General features: G+C 71.7%; 20 protein-coding genes. 9 read left to right on the top strand and 11 right to left on the bottom strand.

The annotated features are described in order from the left end of the window. Positions 1–88 precede the first annotated feature (88 nt). The 3 genes from IEZ13_RS06695 to IEZ13_RS06685 all read right to left on the bottom strand — a co-directional run bounded on the left by IEZ13_RS06695 (position 89) and on the right by IEZ13_RS06685 (position 5,310). A complete protein-coding gene (locus IEZ13_RS06695) occupies positions 89–3,169 on the bottom strand; it encodes an AfsR/SARP family transcriptional regulator (RefSeq protein ID WP_183217852.1) in 3,081 nt (1,026 codons plus the stop codon). A gap of 991 nt (positions 3,170–4,160) precedes the next feature. Continuing rightward, positions 4,161–4,859, bottom strand: a complete 699-nt coding sequence (locus IEZ13_RS06690) for a hypothetical protein (protein ID WP_183217850.1) — start codon at positions 4,857–4,859, stop codon at positions 4,161–4,163. 133 nt (positions 4,860–4,992) lie between these two features. Further along, positions 4,993–5,310, bottom strand: coding sequence for a hypothetical protein (locus IEZ13_RS06685; RefSeq protein WP_183217848.1), 318 nt, complete (start codon positions 5,308–5,310; stop codon positions 4,993–4,995). A 152-nt stretch (positions 5,311–5,462) separates the two neighbouring features. On the opposite strand from IEZ13_RS06685, the gene IEZ13_RS06680 reads away from it, so the two are divergent. From IEZ13_RS06680 to IEZ13_RS06670, 3 genes are all read left to right on the top strand, one after another. Then, entirely contained in the window at positions 5,463–5,639 is a 177-nt protein-coding gene (locus tag IEZ13_RS06680) for a hypothetical protein (RefSeq protein WP_189285729.1), read from the top strand. Between the two features lie 476 nt (positions 5,640–6,115). Beyond that, positions 6,116–7,282 (top strand): cytochrome P450, encoded by a 1,167-nt coding sequence (locus IEZ13_RS06675; RefSeq protein ID WP_183217846.1) that lies wholly within the window; start codon positions 6,116–6,118, stop codon positions 7,280–7,282. Positions 7,283–7,305: 23 nt separating this feature from the next. After that, a complete protein-coding gene (locus tag IEZ13_RS06670; protein WP_183217845.1) occupies positions 7,306–8,235 on the top strand; it encodes a diacylglycerol/lipid kinase family protein in 930 nt (309 codons plus the stop codon). Between the two features lie 14 nt (positions 8,236–8,249). Here the strand turns inward: IEZ13_RS06670 and IEZ13_RS06665 are convergent, their stop codons facing one another. After that, complete coding sequence (locus IEZ13_RS06665; protein ID WP_183217843.1) at positions 8,250–8,846, bottom strand: hypothetical protein; 597 nt, start codon at positions 8,844–8,846, stop codon at positions 8,250–8,252. 122 nt (positions 8,847–8,968) lie between these two features. On the opposite strand from IEZ13_RS06665, the gene IEZ13_RS06660 reads away from it, so the two are divergent. From IEZ13_RS06660 to IEZ13_RS06650, 3 genes are read left to right on the top strand one after another with little or no spacing between them, the layout of a single operon-like run. Beyond that, positions 8,969–9,658 carry a YbaB/EbfC family nucleoid-associated protein gene (locus IEZ13_RS06660; RefSeq protein WP_183217841.1) on the top strand — a complete coding sequence of 230 codons (690 nt, stop codon included), beginning with the start codon at positions 8,969–8,971 and terminating at the stop codon, positions 9,656–9,658. A gap of 20 nt (positions 9,659–9,678) precedes the next feature. Beyond that, positions 9,679–10,047 carry a hypothetical protein gene (locus IEZ13_RS06655; RefSeq protein ID WP_183217839.1) on the top strand — a complete coding sequence of 123 codons (369 nt, stop codon included), beginning with the start codon at positions 9,679–9,681 and terminating at the stop codon, positions 10,045–10,047. A gap of 4 nt (positions 10,048–10,051) precedes the next feature. Continuing rightward, complete coding sequence (locus IEZ13_RS06650; RefSeq protein ID WP_183217837.1) at positions 10,052–10,840, top strand: hypothetical protein; 789 nt, start codon at positions 10,052–10,054, stop codon at positions 10,838–10,840. Positions 10,841–10,897: 57 nt separating this feature from the next. Here the strand turns inward: IEZ13_RS06650 and IEZ13_RS06645 are convergent, their stop codons facing one another. Continuing rightward, the gene (locus tag IEZ13_RS06645; protein ID WP_183217835.1) at positions 10,898–11,854 is read right to left on the bottom strand and encodes a sulfite exporter TauE/SafE family protein; all 957 of its coding nucleotides are present in this window, start codon (positions 11,852–11,854) and stop codon (positions 10,898–10,900) included. A gap of 114 nt (positions 11,855–11,968) precedes the next feature. Here IEZ13_RS06645 and IEZ13_RS06640 point away from each other — a divergent pair, with 114 nt between their 5' ends. Next, the gene (locus IEZ13_RS06640; RefSeq protein ID WP_183217832.1) at positions 11,969–12,337 is read left to right on the top strand and encodes an MmcQ/YjbR family DNA-binding protein; all 369 of its coding nucleotides are present in this window, start codon (positions 11,969–11,971) and stop codon (positions 12,335–12,337) included. On the opposite strand, the gene IEZ13_RS06635 is transcribed toward IEZ13_RS06640, so the two are convergent. Beyond that, a complete protein-coding gene (locus IEZ13_RS06635) occupies positions 12,334–12,717 on the bottom strand; it encodes a MerR family transcriptional regulator (RefSeq protein ID WP_183217830.1) in 384 nt (127 codons plus the stop codon). The two genes, IEZ13_RS06640 and IEZ13_RS06635, sit on opposite strands and share 4 nt — an antisense overlap. Before the next feature lie 53 nt (positions 12,718–12,770). Here IEZ13_RS06635 and IEZ13_RS06630 point away from each other — a divergent pair, with 53 nt between their 5' ends. Further along, positions 12,771–13,310, top strand: a complete 540-nt coding sequence (locus IEZ13_RS06630) for a class I SAM-dependent methyltransferase (RefSeq protein ID WP_183217828.1) — start codon at positions 12,771–12,773, stop codon at positions 13,308–13,310. Here IEZ13_RS06630 and IEZ13_RS06625 read toward each other — a convergent pair. Together IEZ13_RS06625 and IEZ13_RS06620 are read right to left on the bottom strand one after the other, a co-directional pair. Next, positions 13,286–13,993 (bottom strand): YcnI family copper-binding membrane protein, encoded by a 708-nt coding sequence (locus IEZ13_RS06625; RefSeq protein WP_183217826.1) that lies wholly within the window; start codon positions 13,991–13,993, stop codon positions 13,286–13,288. The two genes, IEZ13_RS06630 and IEZ13_RS06625, sit on opposite strands and share 25 nt — an antisense overlap. 11 nt (positions 13,994–14,004) lie before the next feature. Then, on the bottom strand, positions 14,005–14,586 hold the full coding sequence (locus IEZ13_RS06620; protein ID WP_183217824.1) for a copper resistance CopC family protein: 582 nt from the start codon (positions 14,584–14,586) through the stop codon (positions 14,005–14,007). 122 nt (positions 14,587–14,708) lie between these two features. Here IEZ13_RS06620 and IEZ13_RS06615 point away from each other — a divergent pair, with 122 nt between their 5' ends. Beyond that, positions 14,709–16,097 carry a PepSY-associated TM helix domain-containing protein gene (locus IEZ13_RS06615; RefSeq protein WP_183217822.1) on the top strand — a complete coding sequence of 463 codons (1,389 nt, stop codon included), beginning with the start codon at positions 14,709–14,711 and terminating at the stop codon, positions 16,095–16,097. Here IEZ13_RS06615 and IEZ13_RS06610 read toward each other — a convergent pair. From IEZ13_RS06610 to IEZ13_RS06600, 3 genes are read right to left on the bottom strand one after another with little or no spacing between them, the layout of a single operon-like run. Beyond that, complete coding sequence (locus IEZ13_RS06610) at positions 16,094–17,137, bottom strand: hypothetical protein (protein WP_183217820.1); 1,044 nt, start codon at positions 17,135–17,137, stop codon at positions 16,094–16,096. The genes IEZ13_RS06615 and IEZ13_RS06610 overlap by 4 nt on opposite strands. Further along, positions 17,134–17,841, bottom strand: a complete 708-nt coding sequence (locus tag IEZ13_RS06605; RefSeq protein WP_183217818.1) for a TIGR03943 family putative permease subunit — start codon at positions 17,839–17,841, stop codon at positions 17,134–17,136. The genes IEZ13_RS06610 and IEZ13_RS06605 overlap by 4 nt, the downstream gene beginning before the upstream one ends. Further along, a complete protein-coding gene (locus IEZ13_RS06600) occupies positions 17,838–18,815 on the bottom strand; it encodes a permease (protein WP_229794519.1) in 978 nt (325 codons plus the stop codon). Before IEZ13_RS06600 ends, IEZ13_RS06605 begins: the two co-directional genes overlap by 4 nt. Between the last annotated feature and the right edge of the window lie 20 nt (positions 18,816–18,835).

Below are 18,835 nucleotides of genomic sequence, written 5' to 3'. Positions count from 1 at the left end.
CGTGCGCGCCGCCCCTTGCCACCCACTTGCGGCAACCTTGCCGCCCGCTGTCTCACCCCCTTCGCGGGGAGCCGCGCGCCCGGTTCACTCAGCCTTCGCGGAGCGCCGCGCGCTTCGTGCGTCTTTCTTCGGCGTACGCGGTGAGCCGCGCCGAGGCCAGTTCGGCCGCTCCCGCCACACCGCCGCCGCACGGTGGCGCCGTGGCGGCGGCAGTGCGGATTCCGGCCATCCGGTCCCGGTCCGGGCCCATCACGACCGGGGCCATCGGGTCGTCGTCGGCGGCCGCCACCAACGCCGCGGCGGTCTCCGTGTCGCCCAGCCCGGCGAGCAGCTCGGCACTGAGGCGGATCATGGTCCACACCTGGGCGGTCATGTTCGCGGCCCGGACCGCCGCGAGCACCTCACGGCACGCGCCGATCGCCTCCGGGGTCCGGCCGAGCCGGATCAGCACGGCGGCCCGCGCCACCCGGGCGACATGCCCCGTGTAGATCAGGTTGGCCCGGTCGCTGGCCGCGATCGACCGGTCATACCAGGCCAGCGCCCGCTCCGGGTCGGCGCCCGCCGACAGCTCGCCCCGGGTGAACGGGACGAACCCGTCCAGATGCTCGGTGTCCAGCGCACCGGCGTACCTCTCCAGCCATCGGGTGCCGGCGGCCGGATCGCCGCCGTACGCGTCCATCAGCGCCGAACAGCAGACGCCGGTCGCCCGCGCCCAGTCCGGGGCGTGCGTGTCGGTGGCCATCCGCTCGGCGTCCTGCCGGACCGGCTCCGGCCGCCCGGCGAACATCCCGTTCGAGATCCGGATCAGCAGCGCGCCCCAGCGCAGCCGGTGATCGCGCGGCAACCGGTCCAGCGCCGCGGTGAGCAGCCGGTCCGCCTCGGGCAGGTGCCCGCGCAGCCACTCGCCGGTGCCGGCGGCGACCGCCCGCAGCGCGTCGCTCTCGGTCTCCACCCGCTCCGGCGCGCACCGGGCCAACTGCTCGGTCAGACCGGGATCCGGGGAGTCGGAGCCGATCACCGCGAGCATGGCGGCCATCCGGGCGCCGTCGTCACCGGCGCCCAGCCAGGCGAGGGCCTCCTGAAGGTTGGGCAGCTCGCGGCGCATCGCCGGATAGGTGCGCGGGTCCCGCCGCCGGGCGCCGTCCACGAGCTCCGCGGCGGTCGCCAGCATCCACCGGGCGTGGGCGTCCCGCGCCTGCCGCTCGCCGTCCGGACCGAGGTGGCCCAGCCCGACGTGCCGTACCGTCTCCAGCAGCCGGTAGCGCGGCGGATCGGCGACCACCAGCGAGGCGTCGACCAGTTCGGCCAGCAGCGGCTCGGCATCCTCCTGGAAGTACGGCAGAGCGTCCAGCCCGAAGCCGCCCCGGCACACCGCGAGCCGGTCGAGCAGCCGCTGCGAGGCCGGGTCGAGCAGCCGGTAGGACCACTCGACGGTCGCCGACACCGCGGTGGCCCGGTCGCCGCCGCGGGCCGGTTCCAGCACGTTCAGCCCGGCGCCGAGCCGGTCCCGCAGATGCGCCAGCCCGAAGACCGACTCCCGCCGGGCGGCCAGTTCCACCGCCAGCGGCAACCCGTCGACCAGGCCGCAGATCTCGGCGGCGAGCTCACGCGTACGGGAATCGTCGGGGAAATCGGCGCGCAGAAGCGCGGCCCGATCGCAGAAGAGCGCCACCTGATCGTCCGCCGGAAGCGGCCCGATCCGCAGCACCCGCTCCCCCGCCACCTCCAGACGGTGCCGCGAGGTGGCCAGCACGCGCAGCCCCGGGCAGCGCGCCACCAGCTCCCCGGCAAGCGCCCGCACGGCATCCAGCAGGTGCTCACAGTTGTCCAGCACGAGCACGGCGGGCATCGACCCGAGCCGCTCGGCCAGCGCCGCCACCCCGCCCCGGGGCGCGGCACGCATGCCGAGCGCCCCCGCGACCGCTGCCGCCACATCCTCCGGAACGGACCGCTCGGCCAGCTCGACGACCAGCTCCCCGCCGCCGAGCATCTCCCGCACGATCCGCGTCTTCCCCACCCCACCGGGCCCGACGAGCGTCGTCACCGCCCCGCTGGCAAGCGCGGCCCGCACCGCGGCGATCTCCTCCCGCCGCCCGAAGAACCGATCCACCCGCCGCCGACCACCCCCGCCCAACGCGGCGTCGCCAGCGGTGCCCACCACCCCGCGCCCAGCCTCGCCAACGACACCCCCGCCTTCGGCACCACGCCACCACACGCCCTCGCCCGCAACACCCACCCCTTCAGCACCACACCGCCATACGTCCTCGGCAGCGACAAACGCGCCCCCGGCAGCGACAGACGCATCCCCGGCAGCGACAGACGGCGTCGAGGAACCCGCGGCTTTGGTGTCGCGGCTGAAGGCGTCCGCGGCGGCGGGACTGTGGCGGGTGGGTGCACCGATCAGGTCGGCCGCCAGCGGCCCGGAGCGGACGGGCACGCGCAGCCCGGGATCATCGGCGAGGATCCGCCGCTGCAACTCGGCCATGACGGGTGACGGATCGATGCCGTGCTCATCGGCGATCCGCTCGCGATAGGTACGTGCCACAGCCAGCGCCTCCGGTGTCCGGCCGGTGGCGTGCAGCCCTCGCATCAGCAACGACTGCGCCCGTTCCCGCAGCGGCTCGGCGACGGCCAGCGCCTCGATCTCGGGCAGTGCCTCCGCGGCCGCCCCGGATGCGAGCAGCCGGTCGAGCCATTCCTCCCGCAGATGCCGCCGCAGCTCGCCGAGCCGGGCCACCTCCGGTGCGAACGCCATCCGGTCCGCCACATCCGACAGCGGATCCCCCCGCCACAGGGCCAGAGCCTCACCGAGCGTCACCGCCGCGGCCGCCGACTCCTGCCCACGCGCGGTCGCGGCCAGCCGCTCCGCCCGCTCGGCATCCACCGCGCCGTCGGGAAGGTCCAGCCGGTACCCACCAGGTTCCCGCCGAAGAGCCTCCCCACCCGTGCACCGCCGCAGCCGCGACACGTAGCTGTGCAGGTTCCCCATCGCGTTGTCCGGCGGCTCGCCCTCCCACAGCGCCTCGATCAGCTCAGCCACCGGAACGGACCGCCCACCGGTTAGCGCAAGCCGCGCCAGCAGCACCCGCTGAGGCGTCCCCGCAAGCGGAACCACCACCTCGTCCCGCCGCAGCTCCACCGGCCCCAGCACGCCGACACTGATCCCCACGGCGTCATTCTCGCCAGCGCCCCGCCCCGGGACCAGCGCATATCCACCTCTCTGTCGCCCATATGACGCCATCCACCGCAGGACTGCCCGGTTCCCGGGACTACCCGGATAGCGGCTGGGTCCTGTCCAGCTGGTCGTCAGCGCTGTCTGGGCGCCGTTCAGACAGCCCTCAGCACCAGCCGGTCGGTTCCGGCTGGTCGTGGGTGCTGTCTCAGGACCGCTGAGACAGCGCCGCGAACGCGACCTCATCCGCCAACTCGAACACCTCACCGGACAGAGAGTCACCCTCCAACCCAGCCCCGCCCTACCCGCCGCCGCCTGAACACCACAAGCCCCCACCCGGCTCCGCTGCGCTACGCCGGGCGCTGCCACCTGCCCACTCACTCACCCATTTTCGAGTCAGCACCCACGACCAGCCGGACAAGGTCGACCACGATGCACAGCCAACTGAAGACGGACCGGCCCGGATCCCGCCTGATCTTGTCCGGCTGGTCGTGGGTGCGGTCTCGAGGGCCCTGGGTTGCAGGGTTCGCTGCCACACTTGATCGATCAGGAGTTGTGGCATGTCGATCACCCGTCCGCGGCAGGAACACCGGGAGTTACGGAAGGCGATCAGGTCCGGTTGCGGCCGGACAAGATCGATAATCGTGCATGACAGCTGGTCACGCGTGCGGAACTCGCTGCGTCTCGGCTCACCCGAGCCCAGGCCCCGCGACGCTCCAGCACTGAAGTGCTGGACTGTGGCCGCAACTTAGCCACGAGTCGATGGTCCGCGAATCAGCTGGCGGCCTTTCCGGGCGATACGAACCGCGGCGCCCGGTGATGGGGCACCGGCACCAGATCGGGACCGAATCGACTCGGAGGCGGCCGCGCGTATTTGTTACGGTGGCGAAGGATCCCCCATGCGGCAGCAGAAATGCTGCAATGAATACCGCATTGCAGTTGTCGCCGGTCGTTGATGGCCGAGAAAGATGCGGACCGGGCTCGAGCGTTACGGCGATCGGTTACGTCTCGGCACGACGGCGACGGGCGGCCCCGACTGACCATTATTGGGCGACTCCTCGACCAGTTCAGGAAGGCGATCAGCTGCGGGCTCCCCGATCCCGTTGACCGATGGCCGGAATGGCCCGACCAGCCGAATCGGTGACTGACGCGGGGACCCGGCGTCGCTTGATGGCCGGCAATGGTCGGCGACTCTTCCCGGCGTGCGGTCGTAGTTGGCGACCTCCACCGGCGCGCCATTGTGGTGAGCGACCCCCACCCGCGCGCCATCGCGGTGAGCGACCCCCACCCGCGCGCCATCGCGGTGAGCAACCCCCACCGGCGGCGCTGTGTTGTGGTGGGCGATTTCCGGCAGCGCAAGGTTGCGATTGGCGACCTCGACCGGCGGTCGGTTGTGGTGGGCGGGCTTGACCGGCTTGGAGTCGTCGCAGGTGGGCACGATCGGCTTGGCTTCGTGGTTGGTGGGCTTGAGCGGTGGCCATCTGCGGTCGGAGAGGTTGAGCGGCGGGCGGCTCCGTTCAAGTGGCGGGCCGTTCCGTTCAGCGGGGCTGGTGAGTTGATCAGCGACTTCATTCGAGGAGGGGCCGTCGGCGGTAACGGTGCCGACCTGCTGGGCCGGTGCACGGATCTGCTGGGCAAAGCATTCAGGAGTGCCCGCACCCTCGGTGCATTCGTGCAGTTCAGGCACTTGATCTGCCGGTCTTCCACCCCTGCTTTGCCGGGGCGAGGTGCTCTTTGGCCGGCCGAGTCGCGGCCCTGATCGATAGTCATGGGGCTGGTTCATGCCGTCACTGATCGGCCGACCTTGTGCTGCTGACCGTTCAACCGGGCGCGTGCCGCTCCACTCCGGAGTGGGCTGTGCATGGACGGGGCACGGTGGGGTGGTCGTGGCCGGGCGTGGCGGTGCGGTCACGTCCAGACGCGGCGAGGCTGTCGTGCCCGGCCGCGATGAAGCGGTCACGTCCGGGCGCGGGGAGGCAGTCGTGGCCGGGCGCGACGGGGTAGGCGTCGGCCGCGATGAAGCGGTCACGTCCGGGCGCGGGAAGGCAGTCGTGGCCGGGCGCGACGGGGTAGACGTCGGCCGCGATGAAGCGGTCACGTCCGGGCGCGGGAAGGCAGTCGTGGCCGGGCGGGTACACGTGTTGTGCTCCGGCGGGCGGGCGGCCGAACGGACCGCGCCGCTGGCGATCGCGACCTCGGTGGTGTTGCCCCGCAGGGCGGGCGAGTAGGCGGGCGCCGCGGCGACCGACTCGGCCTCGTCGTGGGTGCGGGTTCGGCGGAGGCGCTCGGCGTGACGCCTGTGCAGACCCCAGGCGCGGTGACGCTCGTGTTCGCGACGGAATTGTTCAGCGGCTGGAGAATGGTTTCGGCGCGCGCTCCGGTCACGCATCTCGGAAATCTTTTTCCTGGAGAACAGTTGGAGCTGCGGCATACCTCAATTCTCCTGCGCCGGCGCGAGGAAGTGTAAGCCCGGCCGCGAAGATGATCATGCCGAATTCGCCCGCGCAGATTCTGTGCGCCTGGTTCGTTGATGTCAACATCGGCCGTCGCCGCAATCCCGCGATCAAGGCACTTGATGATGGTGATCGCCTCCGCTTAGGGGAGGTGCGGGATTCCCTCATAACGCGCCGGCCACCGCACGCGCTGCCGGGTCGAAGTGCCGCAGCGATCGGATCCACGGCGGGGGAACGAGACTGCGGCCGGTCGGTGGCACGCGGTCACCGACACGACGGCCAGGCCATGTTCGACCAGAACGTCGGGCACGTTCGGCTCGGGATTGTTCGAAGGGTGAGTGGGCAGCACCGCCCGGCGCGGGCGGCACGGGCTGGAGTTGCAGCGAGGCCGCCTGGAGCGGGCGGGACGGTCGCCGTTTTCGGGGGCGGGCACGTGCGTACCGGAAAAGGTCTGGAAGGAAGGGTGAGAGAAAGTGGATAGCGTGGCCGGATGCAGGTCGACTTCGAGGATCCGGCGTTCGTGGGTGACCCGTATCCGGTGCTGGCGCGGCTCCGGGAGGCGGCGCCGATCGGGCCGCAGCGGAGTGGGCGGTGGCTGGCGGCCGGGCATGCGGCCGTGGATGCGGTGTTGCGGGACCGGCGGCTGGGGCGGTTCTGGGTGGATCTGGAGCCGGCGGGGGTGTTCGAGCCGTTCAACACGCTGCACCGCAACCAGATGATGGAGAACGAGCCGCCCGTGCACACGCGGCTGCGGTCGCTGGTGGCGAAGGCGTTCGCGCGGGGGCATGTGGAGCGGCTCGGGCCGGCGGTCGCCGGGGAGGCGGAGCGGCTGCTCGGGGCGGTGGGGCGGGAGTTCGACCTGCTGGCGGACTTCGCGGAGCCGCTCGCCGTGAGTGTGATCGCCGCGCTGCTCGGGATTCCGGCCGCTGATCGGCATCGGTTGCGGCCGTGGTCGGCGGCGATGGTCCGGATGTACGAGGTCAGCCGCACCCCGCAGGTGGAGGCCGACGCGCTGGAGGCCTGCCGGGAGTTCGCCGGGTATCTGGAGCATCTCGCCGGGGTCCGCGCCGCCGAACCCGAAGACGACCTGGTCAGTCACCTGGTGGCGATCCGGGACGGGTCGGACCGGCTGATCGGGGAGGAACTGGTGGCTTCGGCGATCCTGCTGCTCAACGCCGGGCACGAGGCGTCCGTCAACGGGTTGGGCAACGGTGTGGTGGCGCTGCTCGGGAATCCGGGCGAGCTGGCGCGGGTCCGGGCCGACCGGGCGCTGATCCCGCGCGCCGTGGAGGAGATGCTGCGGTACGACTCCCCGTCGCAGCTGTTCGTCCGGACCGCGGCGGCCGACGTGGAGATCTGCGGGGTGACCGTGCCGGCGGGGGCGGAGGTGGCGGCGCTGCTCGGGGCTGCCAACCGGGATCCGGCGGTGTTCGCGGAGCCGGACCGGTTCGACGCCGACCGCGACCCCAACCCGCACATGACGTTCGGCGCCGGGCTGCACTTCTGTCTCGGCGCGCCGCTCGCCCGGATCGAGTTGCGGGCCGCGCTCGCCGCCCTGCTCGACCACGCGCCGGGGCTGTGTCTGGCCGCGCCGCCGGAGCCGCCGCGGACGTTCGTGCTGCGCGGATATGCGGCCGTCCATGTGAGCCGCTCGTGATCTCGTAACGGTAGGGTCGGCCGGTGCGGACGAAGCAGGAGCTGACCGAGGACATCCGGCGCGAGCGGCGGGCGGCCCTCGTGGTCAACGCCCGGTCGCGGCGTGGCCGGCAACTGTACGCCGACGCGCACGCCCGTCTGCTGGCCGCCGGGTTCACGTTGCTCGGGGCGTACGCCGTGGACCGTCCCGGCGAGCTGGAGAACTCGCTGGCCGCCGCGCTCGCCCACAAGCCGGATCTGCTGGTCGCGGGCGGTGGGGACGGCACCATCAGCACGGCCGGGCGGATGCTGGCACACCGGGACGTGGCGCTCGGCCTGCTGCCGTTGGGGACGACGAACAACTTCGCGCGTACGGTCCGGATCGAGCCGGGCCTGGACCAGGCGATCGCCACGCTCGTCGACGGCAAGGTCATCGACGTGGACCTGGGCATCGCCGGCGACATGCCGTTCACCAACCACGTCGGCGTCGGCCTCTCCGCCGAGATCATGATCAACGTGCCCAGCCGGTTGAAGCGGGTGATCGGGCGGATCGCCTACCCGATCACGGCACTCGGCCTGCTCACCAGGCATCGCCCGTTGCGGGCCACGGTCCGCGCCGACGGCCGGGAGATCATTTTCAAAACCCATCAGGTGTACGTTGCGAACGGCGGCTTCCACGCCGGGCGCCCCATCACCGCCGACGCCCACGCCGACGACCGCCTGCTGGTCGCCTATCCGGTCGGCGGGTCGGGCAAGCTCCACCTGCTGCGGGAGACGGCGCGCAACGCGCTGACCGGGCACCGGCGCACACTGCGGGAGCAGCCGTTCCTGGCCGTCGGCGAGTTGTGGCTGGAGACCGACCGGCCGGCGCAGGTGGAGGTGGACGGGGAGCCGTGCGGGGAGACGCCGCTGCGGGTGGCGGTCGACCCGAACGCCCTGCGAATCATGGCGCCGGCGGATTCCCCCGACCTCTGACCGCCCGGAATTGATCAGCCAAGATTGGCGACGGCCTGATCAGTAACGGACTGCAAGGGATCACGCAAAGCGGATTTCGCGGCGGCGTCGAGCGGCTGATCTTCGGGATATCCGTACTTGACCTCGATCACGGCATTGTCGACCACACTGACCATGTCCAGCCTCTCGATCGATACGTCGGGCTCGCCGAATATCTGATCTTTCCGCTGCTCCCCGATCGGGACCAACCGGGCCGCGCTCTCGTCCAACTCGTCCAACGCCTTCTCGTGCGCATCCTGGAGGGCCCCCGGCGTCGTGACCTCCACCGCCACATCCAGGGTCACATCCGCCGCCCCGGCCGTCCGGTACCTGCACGAACTGACGGGTACCGGCACGTCACGGCCTGACGCCGGCTCCTCCGCCCGGGTGGCGACGCCCAGGCGGGCGGCGATCGCCGTGTCCAGAACCGGGCAGCTCTGATTAGCCGCCTCCCATCGGGCACCGCCCTGCAGGCTCGGCAGGACAAGGAACCAGGCCAGGAAACCGCCACAAATAAGGAACAGCGGCAGGAGAGAAATCACGATGATGAAGAGAGGCAAGCCCTGAGATACGGAGCCGGATCGCCGTCGCATCCCGACATTGAATCAGAACGGCACAGCGGCCGTGAGCCGGAGAAAGATCAAAAGCGTATGTCAATGCGTAATGGGCCGGTCATGGTAATTTCCGCGTTGGATGTCATTCGGGGGTGAGGCCGGTGAGCGGCTTGGACGATCTACGGCGATTGCAGGACACTGCCCGGTCGCTCGTTCGCGAACCACGGCCCGCGATCGGCATGGAGGAGACCGGCACGGTGGAGGTGCGGGTCGACGAGACCGGCCGGCTGGACGCCGTGGAGATCCACCGGGACTGGCGCCGTCGATTGTCGCCCGAGGCGGTGGCGCCGGCGGTCCTGGCGGCAGCCGGAGACGCTCTCACGAAGCAGGCAACGGCCTGGGCCGAGGCCATGCAGAGCCCGCCTCCCCCGGTCCGGCCGGCGGCCGGACCGACCGCACCGCCGGTCCGGCCGCGGTTCGAGCAGGCTCCGGACCCCCGCCTGCACGAGCTTCTGTGGACGGTCACCGAGGCCTTCGCCGAGCTCCGCGCCTACACCGAGCACGCGCAGGCCGCCGCCCAGCGCACGACGACCGGCCGGAGCCACTCCGGCCGGGTCACCGTCACCCTGACCGGAAGCCACCTCACCACGGTGGAGATCGACGAGCGCTGGCTGCGGTCGGAAGCCAGTGGCCGGCAGATGGCGGACGAGATCGAGGCGGCCTGTCGGCAGGCCTACCGCGCGATCGCGGCGGACGACGAGGCCGCGGCCGCCGGCACACCGCATCTCAACGAGGTGCGGGAGCTGGCCCGCGACTCACAGAACTTCATCCGCCGTGTGACCGGCGACTGACAGACGAGGAGGTGTCGGGGATGGGAGACATACCCGGTCCCGGCGAGGTGCGGGCCGCGCTCGAGGATCTCGACAGTGACTCCCAGTTCTGGTTCGGCGCCGCCCGGATCGTCGGCGAAACCGCCCGGTCCGCGGAGAGCTTCGGCCTCAGCGGTTTCGAGTTCGGCATCGTCGGCGTCGAGCTCGGTGTCCTCGCCAAGTACGAGGAACTCAGAAGGTTCGTGGCCACCAGTCTCAACGACGGCTACCTCGAGATGGAGAAGCTCTCGCTGGCCCTGCGGAACGCGAGAGACCAGATCGACGAGACCGACCGGGAAGCGGCGACCGGTCTCGGCGCCGTCCTGGGCGAGGCGATCGGCCCGATCCTCAGAAACCCACCAGGGAGGTAGGCAGATGACCGCACCCGGTGCGGGCACGTTCGAGCAGGGATTCCACGCTGCCAACGAGGCGATTTCAAGGGGCATCGAGGACATCCAGAGCAACTTCAAGGTGCTGGAGGAGCGGCTCAATCGAGCCCTCAAGTTCATCTATGTACCGGGAGTCTCCGAGGCCATCATCGCCGGCTTCCGCAAAGCGGCCGAGCTCACCAACGACTTCATGGACCTGCTCCAGAGACTCCTCACAGAACCCGGATATCCGCCCGCGCTGTTCCGCATCGGGGACATGTGGGAGACCGACGTGGGCCAGAAGCTGAGCGAGCTGGGCGCGAAGATGGCGCCGAGCGAGCGTGCCGCCGTCGACAGCTTCTCCGGATCCGCGGCACGGGCCTACGAGCGGTCGGCCGAGGCGCAGCGCCTGGCGACCCAATCGTTCATGCCTCTCTCGACCTCGGTGAAGGGCCAGCTTCACGAACTCGCCCACAGTCAGATCGTGTTCCTTCTCGCCATCGGCGCCGCGGTGGTGACACTCGTCGTGGGGATCGTGGCGGCCGCGGTCTCCGCGGGAACCGGGGTCGGCGCTCCCGCCGCGCCGCCCATCGTCGTCGCCGCGGCGGCCGGGGCGATCACCATGCTGGTGGGCGTCGCGCCGATCCTCTACGACGCGTATTCGCAGTTCGAGATCGCCGTGAACACCTTCAAGTCCGAGTTGGCCGACTCGGAGGGCATGCCGGGAAACAGGTGGCCGAAGGTCGGCGATTCGATCACCGACCCCCGGAGGCCATGGCAGGTGGCCACCGACTGAGCGCATACGAATCGGGTCCCGCCGTGGGGCGGGACCCGGTTTTCGTACGATCGTGGGTCAGGCGTTTGCCGGGGTCTTGTCCTTGTCGTCCGGGGTGTCGCCGGCCGCGGCGATGCCCTCCGCCTCGGCGATGATCTGCGCGTCCTCGGACGAGTGCTTGCGGTACTGCAGCACCGAGTAGACGATCGCCGCCGCCCAGACCACGTAGATCACGCCGTAGACGGCGTAGCGGACGCCGTCGGGGGCGTCGATCCAGTCGCTGCGCAGCAGGGAGCGGGTGTTGGTGAGGATGATGACGCCGCCGACCGCGGCGCCGAGCACCCGCGGCGGGATGTGGCGGACCAGCCAGGCGGCGATCGGCGCGGCGATGACGCCACCGATCAGCAGGGCGAAGGCCCAGCCGTAGTCGATGTTCTCGCTGCCGATGCCGTAGATGAAGCCGATGCTGGCGGCGACGGCGACGAGGAACTCGCTGGTGTCGATCGAGCCGATCGTCTTGCGCGGTTCGAGCCGGCCGCTGGCCAGGATCGCGGGGGTGCCGACCGGGCCCCAGCCTCCGCCGCCGGTGGCGTCGACGAAGCCGCCGACCAGGCCGAGCGGGGTGAGGAACCGCTTGCGCAGCGGCTTGCCGAGCTGGCCCTTGGGCAGGCCCTGGAAGGTGAAGCGCAGGAAGACGTAGAGGCCCAGCGTCAGCAGGATGACCGCCATGAGCGGCGCCGCGACCTCGGTGGAGATGCCGGAGAGGACGACCGCGCCGGCGAAGGCGCCGACCGCGCCCGGGACACCGATCTTGAGGACGACTTTCCAGTCGACGTTGCCGAACCGCCAGTGCGAGAGGCCGGAGACCAGCGTGGTGCCGATCTCGGCGAGGTGCACCGTGGCGGACGCGGCCGCCGGGTTGGTGCCGATCGCGAGGAGGAGGGTGGTCGAGGTGACGCCGTAGGCCATGCCCAGGCTGCCGTCGACCAGCTGAGCGCCGAGCCCGACCAGGGCGAGGAGGATGAGCTTCTGCATGTGCCGACCGCCAGGGGAGGGAGGGTCAATTCCTACTTCTTGGATCGGATAATAGGAGCCTACCTAACCCGTAGGCAAGGCATCCCTTGGGGGCGATGTTGCAGAATGGCCACCGTGAGTGACGCGGATGACGTACGGCGGCTGGCTCTCGCTCTCCCGCAGGTCGAGGAGATCGACAGTGACGGCTTCGACTTCCGGGTCGGCGGGAAGGGTTTCGTCTGGTCATATCCGGAACGTCTACCCGGAAAACCGCGCGTGATCCGTACCGACATCGCGGTGATCTACGTCGGGGACGAGGCCGAGAAGCAGGCGCTGGTGCTCGGCGAGCCGGACATGTTCTTCACCACGCCGGGTTACGACGGCCTGCCGCTCGTCATGGTCCGGTTGGAGCGGGTGTCACCCGATCGGCTGAGCGAGCTGGTGACCGACGCCTGGCGGATGCGCGCCCCCGAGGACGTGGAGGCGGCCTACCGGCCGGGCTAGAGCCGCGCGGCCACCTTCGCCGCGAGGTGCGGGCAGGTGGTGAAGTCGTCGGCGTCGCATTCGGCGGCGTGTTCGACGAGCGCGAGCGCCGCCTCGGCCGCCGCGATGCGCCTGTGGAGGGTCTCGGCGTGGGCCGCGTACAGGTCACGGCGGGACTGCCGGTCGCGGGCGTCGGTGAGCAGCCGCCGGGTCTGCTCCAGGCTGAGGCCGGCCTCCTTGGCGAGCTGGATCAGCACGATCCGGGCGGCGTCCGCCTCGCCGTACAGCCGATGGCCGGCGGTGGACCGCTCCGGGGTGAGCAGGCCCATCTGCTCCCAGTGCCGCAGCACGTGCGTGGGCAGCCCGAACCGGGCGGCCAGATCCCCGATGCTTGACTTCATGTCGACATGAAGATGCAGGGTTCCCGGTGTTGTCAAGCGCATCGGAGGACGCCATGGGCACCCAGATCAGATTCGACCGGCGGGCCAGCGCCGCGTACGACCGGCGGGCCACCCGGCTGCTGCGCGGCTTCTACCGCCGGGTCGCCGGGGAGGTCGCGGCCGTCACCGGACCGGGCGCCGCCGTGCTGGACGTCGGCACCGGGCCCGGCCGCCTGCTGCACGAGCTCGCCGCCCGGCGGCCGGACCTGCGGCTCGCCGGCGCCGACCTGTCACCGGACATGGCGGCGCTGGCCCGCCGCCCGGGCATCCGCGTCGAGGTGGCCGACGTGGCGCGCCTGCCGTGGCCGGACGACAGCCTGGACCTGATCGTGTCGACGCTCAGCGCGCACGAGTGGCCGGATCCGGGGGCGGCCGCCGCCGAACTGTTCCGGGTGCTCAGGCCCGGCGGCCGGATCGTGATCCACGACTTCCGGTTCGCCCGGCTCGGCCGGTTGCGGGACGCCCTCTCCAAGACGACAGCGGGGGTACGGCGTGAGCCGCACCACCCGCTGTCGATCTACACCCGGATTCAGACCGTCGGAAGCTTGGCCTGAGAAGCCTTACGGTAGGCCAGCAGCGACAGAACGATGCCGATCAGGCCCATGATCAGGCCGGCGATGGCGTAGGGCAGCCCGTCGTTGCCCTCCTCCGCCGGGGTGGCTTCGGTGGTGGGCGCCGGGGCGGCCGGGGCGGCGGAGGCGGCGGTCAGCTTGAGGACCGGCGCCGGGCTCTCCGGCTCGGTGCCGTCGGTGGTGGGCTCGTCGATCCAGCGGACGACCGCGCCGTCGGAGTAGTACTGGAGCGCCTTGAAGACCATCTGCTCGGTCTCCGGCAGCGGCCCGAGCGAGACGTCGAACTCCTGGAAGGTGCCCGGCTTGATCTCCGAGCCGGACGCCGCGGTCCAGGTGATCTTGGTGACGGCCTCGCTGATCTCGTGGTCGTGCACCTTCAGCGGGGTGGCCAGCTTCGACTTCTCGGCGACCGCGGTCCAGCCCGGCACCGGCTTGACCGACACCGAACCGACCGGGCTGTCCACCGGCAGGTTGACCTCCAGCTTGGTGGTGGAGGCGGTGTCGCTCTCGTTCGGCACGCGGAACGACACCTTGGCGTACCCGCCCTGGGTCGCGGTGCTCGGGTTGACCGTCACGTGGGCGGCCGCGGGGCCGGCCAGGCCGAGCACGAACGCGGCCGCGACGGCGGTGACGGTGGCGGCACGCCGCAATGCGGTCTGCTTCATCGGGAAACCTCTCATGCCTTGCGGCGACGGATGAACAGGAAGGTGGCGACCGCGGCAAGAGCGACCGCGATGCCGGCGACAAGACCATAGACAGCGGTGTTCGAGGACTCCTCGGCGGCCAGCAGCGGCGGGCTCGCGGCGCTGGTCGTGGTGGCGCTGGCGGTGGGGGCGGGCGCCGCCTCGGAGGGCGCGGCGCTGACCGGCGGCGCCGGGTCGTCGACGGTGAACTCGTACGACCCCTTCACCGGGTGCCCGTCCGTGGAGACCACCTGGTAGGCGACCGTGTAGACCCCGTTGGCCAGGGGCTCGCCGACGGTGACGGTTCCGGTGGCGCCGTTCACCTTCGGCGCCGAGGTGGCCATCTTCGCCCCGCCGGCGTCGCTCACCGTGATCGTGGTGTGGTCCGGGTCCAGCTTCTGCAGGAACCGCAGCCTCACCTCGGCCGGCGACTCCTTCAGCGTGGCGCCCTTGGCCGGGCTGGCCTCGGCCAGCGCGTTGTGCGCCCAGGCCGGAGTGCCGGGCACGAGCACCAGCAGCAGTGCGGCGAGGACGAGCAGCGGCCTCAGGCGAACCCGGGTGGTGACAGTCGACATGCCCGTTAGTCGCCGGATCCCGCGGCCTGGTTCCCGAAGATTTCCTGGGAACTTTCCGGATCCCGCGGTCGACCAACCGGCGACGCTGCCCCACCCCTTCGCCGAATGCCGAGGACAGCCGCATGGCCGTGACCCCCGAACTGACCGAACAGCCGGTTACCCCGCCGGCACCTCCCCGCGAGGCCCGCCGCCCGTCCGCGTTCGGCGCGCTGCTGCTGCGCCTGCACTTCTACGCCGGGGTGCTGGTCGCCCCGTTCCTGGTGGTGGCCGCCCTGACCGGCCTGCTCTACACGGCGACCCCACAGATCGACAGCATCCTGTACGGCGACAAGCTGACCGCCGCAACGACGAGCGGCCCCACCCTCCCGCTGGCCGAGCAGATCGCCGCGGCGCGGGCGAGCCACCCCGACGGCACGATCGCGGCGGTCCAGCCGGCCGAGGGTGACCAGAGCACCCGGGTGGTGTTCGCCCAGCCGGATCTCGGCGAGAACCAGCACACCGTCTACGTCGACCCGCACACCGGCCGGGTCCAGGGACAACTCACCACCTGGTGGGGCTCCACCCCGGTGACCACCTGGCTGGACGATCTGCACCGCAACCTGCACCTCGGCGACCTGGGCCGGCACTACTCGGAGATCGCCGCGAGCTGGCTGTGGGTGCTCACCCTCGGCGGCATCGTGCTGTGGTGGCGGCGCCGCCGCAGCGTCCGCAAGATGCTGGCCCCGGAACTGTCGGCGAAGAAGGGCGTCCGCCGGACCCGGGGCTGGCACGCGGCCACCGGCCTGTGGCTGAGCCTCGGCCTGCTGATCCTCTCGGCGACCGGTCTCACCTGGTCACGCTATGCGGGCGCTTCGTTCGACACGGTGCAGACCGCCTTCGACGCCCAGCGGCCCGGCCTGGAGGTGCCGGGCGTCTCCGCCTCGGCCGGTGGCCACCACGGCGCCGGCAGCGAGGCCCCGGTCGCGATCGACCCGGCGCAGGCCGACACGGTGCTACGGGTGGCCCGGGACAGCGGTCTCACCGGCCCGGTCGAGTTGAGCCTGCCGGAGACCGGGGGCGCCGCCTGGACCGTCGCCGGGATCGACAACACCTGGCCGGTTCGGCTGGACCGGATCGCCGTCGACCCGGCCACCGCGACCGTGGTGGCGCGCAGCGACTTCGCCGACTGGCCGCTGCTGGCGCAACTGTCCAAACTGGGCGTGCAGGCGCACATGGGGATCCTGTTCGGCCCGGTCAATCAGATCCTGCTGGCGGCGCTGGCGATCGGGCTGCTCTGCGTGATCCTGTGGGGTTACCGGATGTGGTGGCAGCGCCGCCCGACCCGGGCCGGCCGTCCGGCCCTGGCCGGCTCCGCACCGGCCCGCGGCGCGTGGCTGGGCCTGCCGGCCTGGGCCATCGCGGCCGGTGTGCCGGTGGTCTTCGCGATCGGCTGGGCGCTGCCCTGGTTCGGCATCCCGCTGGCCGCCTTCCTGCTGGCCGACGCCCTGCTGAGCCTCCGCAGGCGCGCCTAGACCGTACGCAGGTCCAGCGTGTGCCAGACGGCGGCCTCCTGCTGACCGGTCGACCACCAGAGCATCCCGTCCTTGGTGGCGGCCAGGTCGGCGGCGGCCGCCAGGGTCACCGTCCGCCCGGTCGTCAGGTCGTGCACGACGAGGCCGGCCACCCCGGTGAGGTCGGACTCCGGGCCGGGTTCGGAGAGGATCTCGAACCGGTCCAGCACCGCCACGTCGCCCACCGCGGCCTGCGCCTCCGGGCCGGCCATCCGGCGGCGGTCGGCGCCGTCCGGGCGCATCGCGTCCATCCGGGCCAGACCGTCGCCGTTCATCACCATGACCCGGCACCAGACCGGGCTGCACATGGTCCACTCGGCTCCGGAGACCGGCGCCCGCACCTCCTGGCCGGTGGTCATGTTCCGCATCCGGACGGTGCCGGACTGGCTGCCGGTGTCGTCGGTGAGCCAGGGCCAGGCGGACAGCGCCCACTGGCCCTTCTCCTCGCGGATCTCGACCTTGCCGCCGGTCAGCGGGACGGACCGGATCTCGGTGGCCGCGTTGCCCTCGCCGGCCGCCCAGTGCACCCGGCCGCCGGCCACCACCAGGTCGTACTGGTTGCCGTAGAACAGGGTGTTGCCGGTGTCCGCGGTCAGTCTGCGGGGCGCGCCGCCCTCCCGGCGGACCGCCCACACCTCGACCGGCCGGTCGCCGGCCGCCTCGGTCCAGACCATCTCGTCACCGGCGACGGTCAGGCCTTCGAAGCGAGGTTCGTCGGCGGCCGGCAGGCGGCGCAACTCGCGCTCGACGTCACCCTTCACGACCACGAGGTGTACGGCGTCCGCACTCGCCCGCGTGCCGACGACCGTGGTGGCGTCCAGGAACAGCAGCGGCTCGACGGTGAGGCCGGGCAGGTCCGCGCGGGCGGCGTCGGGCCACGCCTGGGCCAGCGAGGGCCGGCCGACCGCGTCCGGGTTGCGGGGCGGCGGCTCCGGGAGGGCGCCGGCCAGCAGGGCGCCGGCCGCGAGCAGGGCCACACCCAGGCCGAGTGCCGTCCTCATTCGTACTGCTGCTTCGGTGGGTCGACCGGTTGCCACTGCTCCACCTCGAGAAACGCGATGTCGGCCTGGTTGACCGGGTCCTTGGCCCGCTTGTCGCCGTACTTCCCGGTGATCCGGAGCCAGGTGCCGGAGGGGACGTCGATGGCCGGGCCGCCGGTGAGGCCCACCTTGATCGGGCGGCCGTCGGCGGCGCAGCAGCTCACCACGATCCGGGCCAGCATCGGTGAGCCGTCCTCGCCGCGGGCGACGAATCCGGTCAGCTGGACGCGGCGGCCGGCCAGGCTGCGGCCGTCCTCGTAGATCGCCCGGGAGGCGTAGTCGATCAGCGCGACCGGGGCCGGGTCCGCGTCGGGCAGCGGCGGGAAGTCGGACTCGGCACTGAGCTGGACCGTGCCGGACTGGACCGCGGTGTACGACCCGAGGGCCGGCGGGGCGACCAGGAGCAGGGCGAACACCGGGAGGACCAGGAGCCAGCCCACCCGCGGCTCGTGGTGGTGTCCATGGTCATCGTCCGGGGACGGGCGGGCGCCGCGGAACTCGTACCAGAGGGTCATGATCGCGGCCGCCACCAGGGCCACGCCGGACGCGATCAGGAACGGTCGCAGGCCCTCCTTCACGTACCGCAGATAGAGGTCGGTGAACGACGCCTTGAGGATCGCGCCGCCGAAGAGGAAGAGGACGACCGCCTGCGCCTGCCGGTTCACAGCAGCACCACGCCCGCCACGACCGCGGCCAGCACCGCCACCGCGAAGGTGGCCGGAGCGAACCGCAGCGCGAACCCGCGCCCGAACACCCCGGCCTGCATCGAGATCAGCTTCAGGTCCACCATCGGGCCGACCACCAGGAACACCAGGCGCGAGGTGAGCGAGAACTGCGACAGCGAGGCGGCGACGAACGCGTCCGCCTCGCTGCAGATCGACAACAGCACCGCGAGGACGGCCAGCGCCAGCACGGACAGCGCCGGGTGGCTCGCCAGCGTCTGGAGCCAGGCCTCCGGGACGATCACGTTGATCGTGGCGGCGGCCGCGGCGCCGAGCACCAGGAATCCGCCGGCGTGCACCACGTCGTGCCGGCAGGCGGCCCAGAACGCCCGGCCCCGGGAGCCGTCCAGGTCGGGCCGGTGCGGCAGCCGGATCCAGTCGGTCTTCCCGAGCCGCAGCCACAGCCAGCCCATCAGCACCGCGACGACCAGGCTGGCCAGGCCGCGGGCCACCACCATCTCCGGGTTGCCGGGGAAGGCGACCGCGGTCGCGGTCAGCACGATCGGGTTGATCGCCGGGGCGGCCAGGAGGAACGCGAGCGCCGCGGCCGGCGTCACCCCACGGCGGATCAGGGACCCCGCGATCGGTACGGCTCCGCACTCGCAGCCGGGCAGCACCACCCCGGCCACGCTCGCCGCCGGGACCGCGAGGGCCGGGTGCCGGGGCAGCGCCTTCGCCCAGAACGAGCGGGGCACGAACACCGCGATGACCGCCGACAGCAGCACCCCGAAGACCAGGAACGGGACGGCCTGCACCAGCACCGAGACGAACACCGTGGTCCAGGTTTGCAGGCGCTCGCCGGAGACCAGGCCGGACAGCCGGCCCCGGAAGATCACCAGCAGGACCAGAACCGCGGCGAGCGCTTCCACCGAGCTGATTCCCCGGTTTCGCCGCTCACCGGCCGGGGCGTCGGCTATCGTCTGGCGCTCCTGCGTTT

The sequence above is a fragment of the Actinoplanes campanulatus genome, from assembly GCF_014647795.1.
Lineage (GTDB): Bacteria > Actinomycetota > Actinomycetes > Mycobacteriales > Micromonosporaceae > Actinoplanes > Actinoplanes campanulatus.
Note: the sequence above shows the minus strand (reverse complement) of the source record. Positions and strands in the feature narration are given on the sequence as shown.

What these genes read in the sequence shown, in the direction of transcription:
- IEZ13_RS06675 (WP_183217846.1), top strand. Translation starts at nt 6,116, where the DNA reads ATGCAGGTCGACTTCGAGGATCCGGCGTTCGTGGGTGACCCGTATCCG.
- IEZ13_RS06665 (WP_183217843.1), bottom strand. Translation starts at nt 8,846, where the DNA reads ATGCGACGGCGATCCGGCTCCGTATCTCAGGGCTTGCCTCTCTTCATC.
- IEZ13_RS06655 (WP_183217839.1), top strand. Translation starts at nt 9,679, where the DNA reads ATGGGAGACATACCCGGTCCCGGCGAGGTGCGGGCCGCGCTCGAGGAT.
- IEZ13_RS06650 (WP_183217837.1), top strand. Translation starts at nt 10,052, where the DNA reads ATGACCGCACCCGGTGCGGGCACGTTCGAGCAGGGATTCCACGCTGCC.
- IEZ13_RS06645 (WP_183217835.1), bottom strand. Translation starts at nt 11,854, where the DNA reads ATGCAGAAGCTCATCCTCCTCGCCCTGGTCGGGCTCGGCGCTCAGCTG.
- IEZ13_RS06635 (WP_183217830.1), bottom strand. Translation starts at nt 12,717, where the DNA reads ATGAAGTCAAGCATCGGGGATCTGGCCGCCCGGTTCGGGCTGCCCACG.
- IEZ13_RS06630 (WP_183217828.1), top strand. Translation starts at nt 12,771, where the DNA reads ATGGGCACCCAGATCAGATTCGACCGGCGGGCCAGCGCCGCGTACGAC.
- IEZ13_RS06625 (WP_183217826.1), bottom strand. Translation starts at nt 13,993, where the DNA reads ATGAAGCAGACCGCATTGCGGCGTGCCGCCACCGTCACCGCCGTCGCG.
- IEZ13_RS06620 (WP_183217824.1), bottom strand. Translation starts at nt 14,586, where the DNA reads ATGTCGACTGTCACCACCCGGGTTCGCCTGAGGCCGCTGCTCGTCCTC.
- IEZ13_RS06615 (WP_183217822.1), top strand. Translation starts at nt 14,709, where the DNA reads ATGGCCGTGACCCCCGAACTGACCGAACAGCCGGTTACCCCGCCGGCA.
- IEZ13_RS06610 (WP_183217820.1), bottom strand. Translation starts at nt 17,137, where the DNA reads ATGAGGACGGCACTCGGCCTGGGTGTGGCCCTGCTCGCGGCCGGCGCC.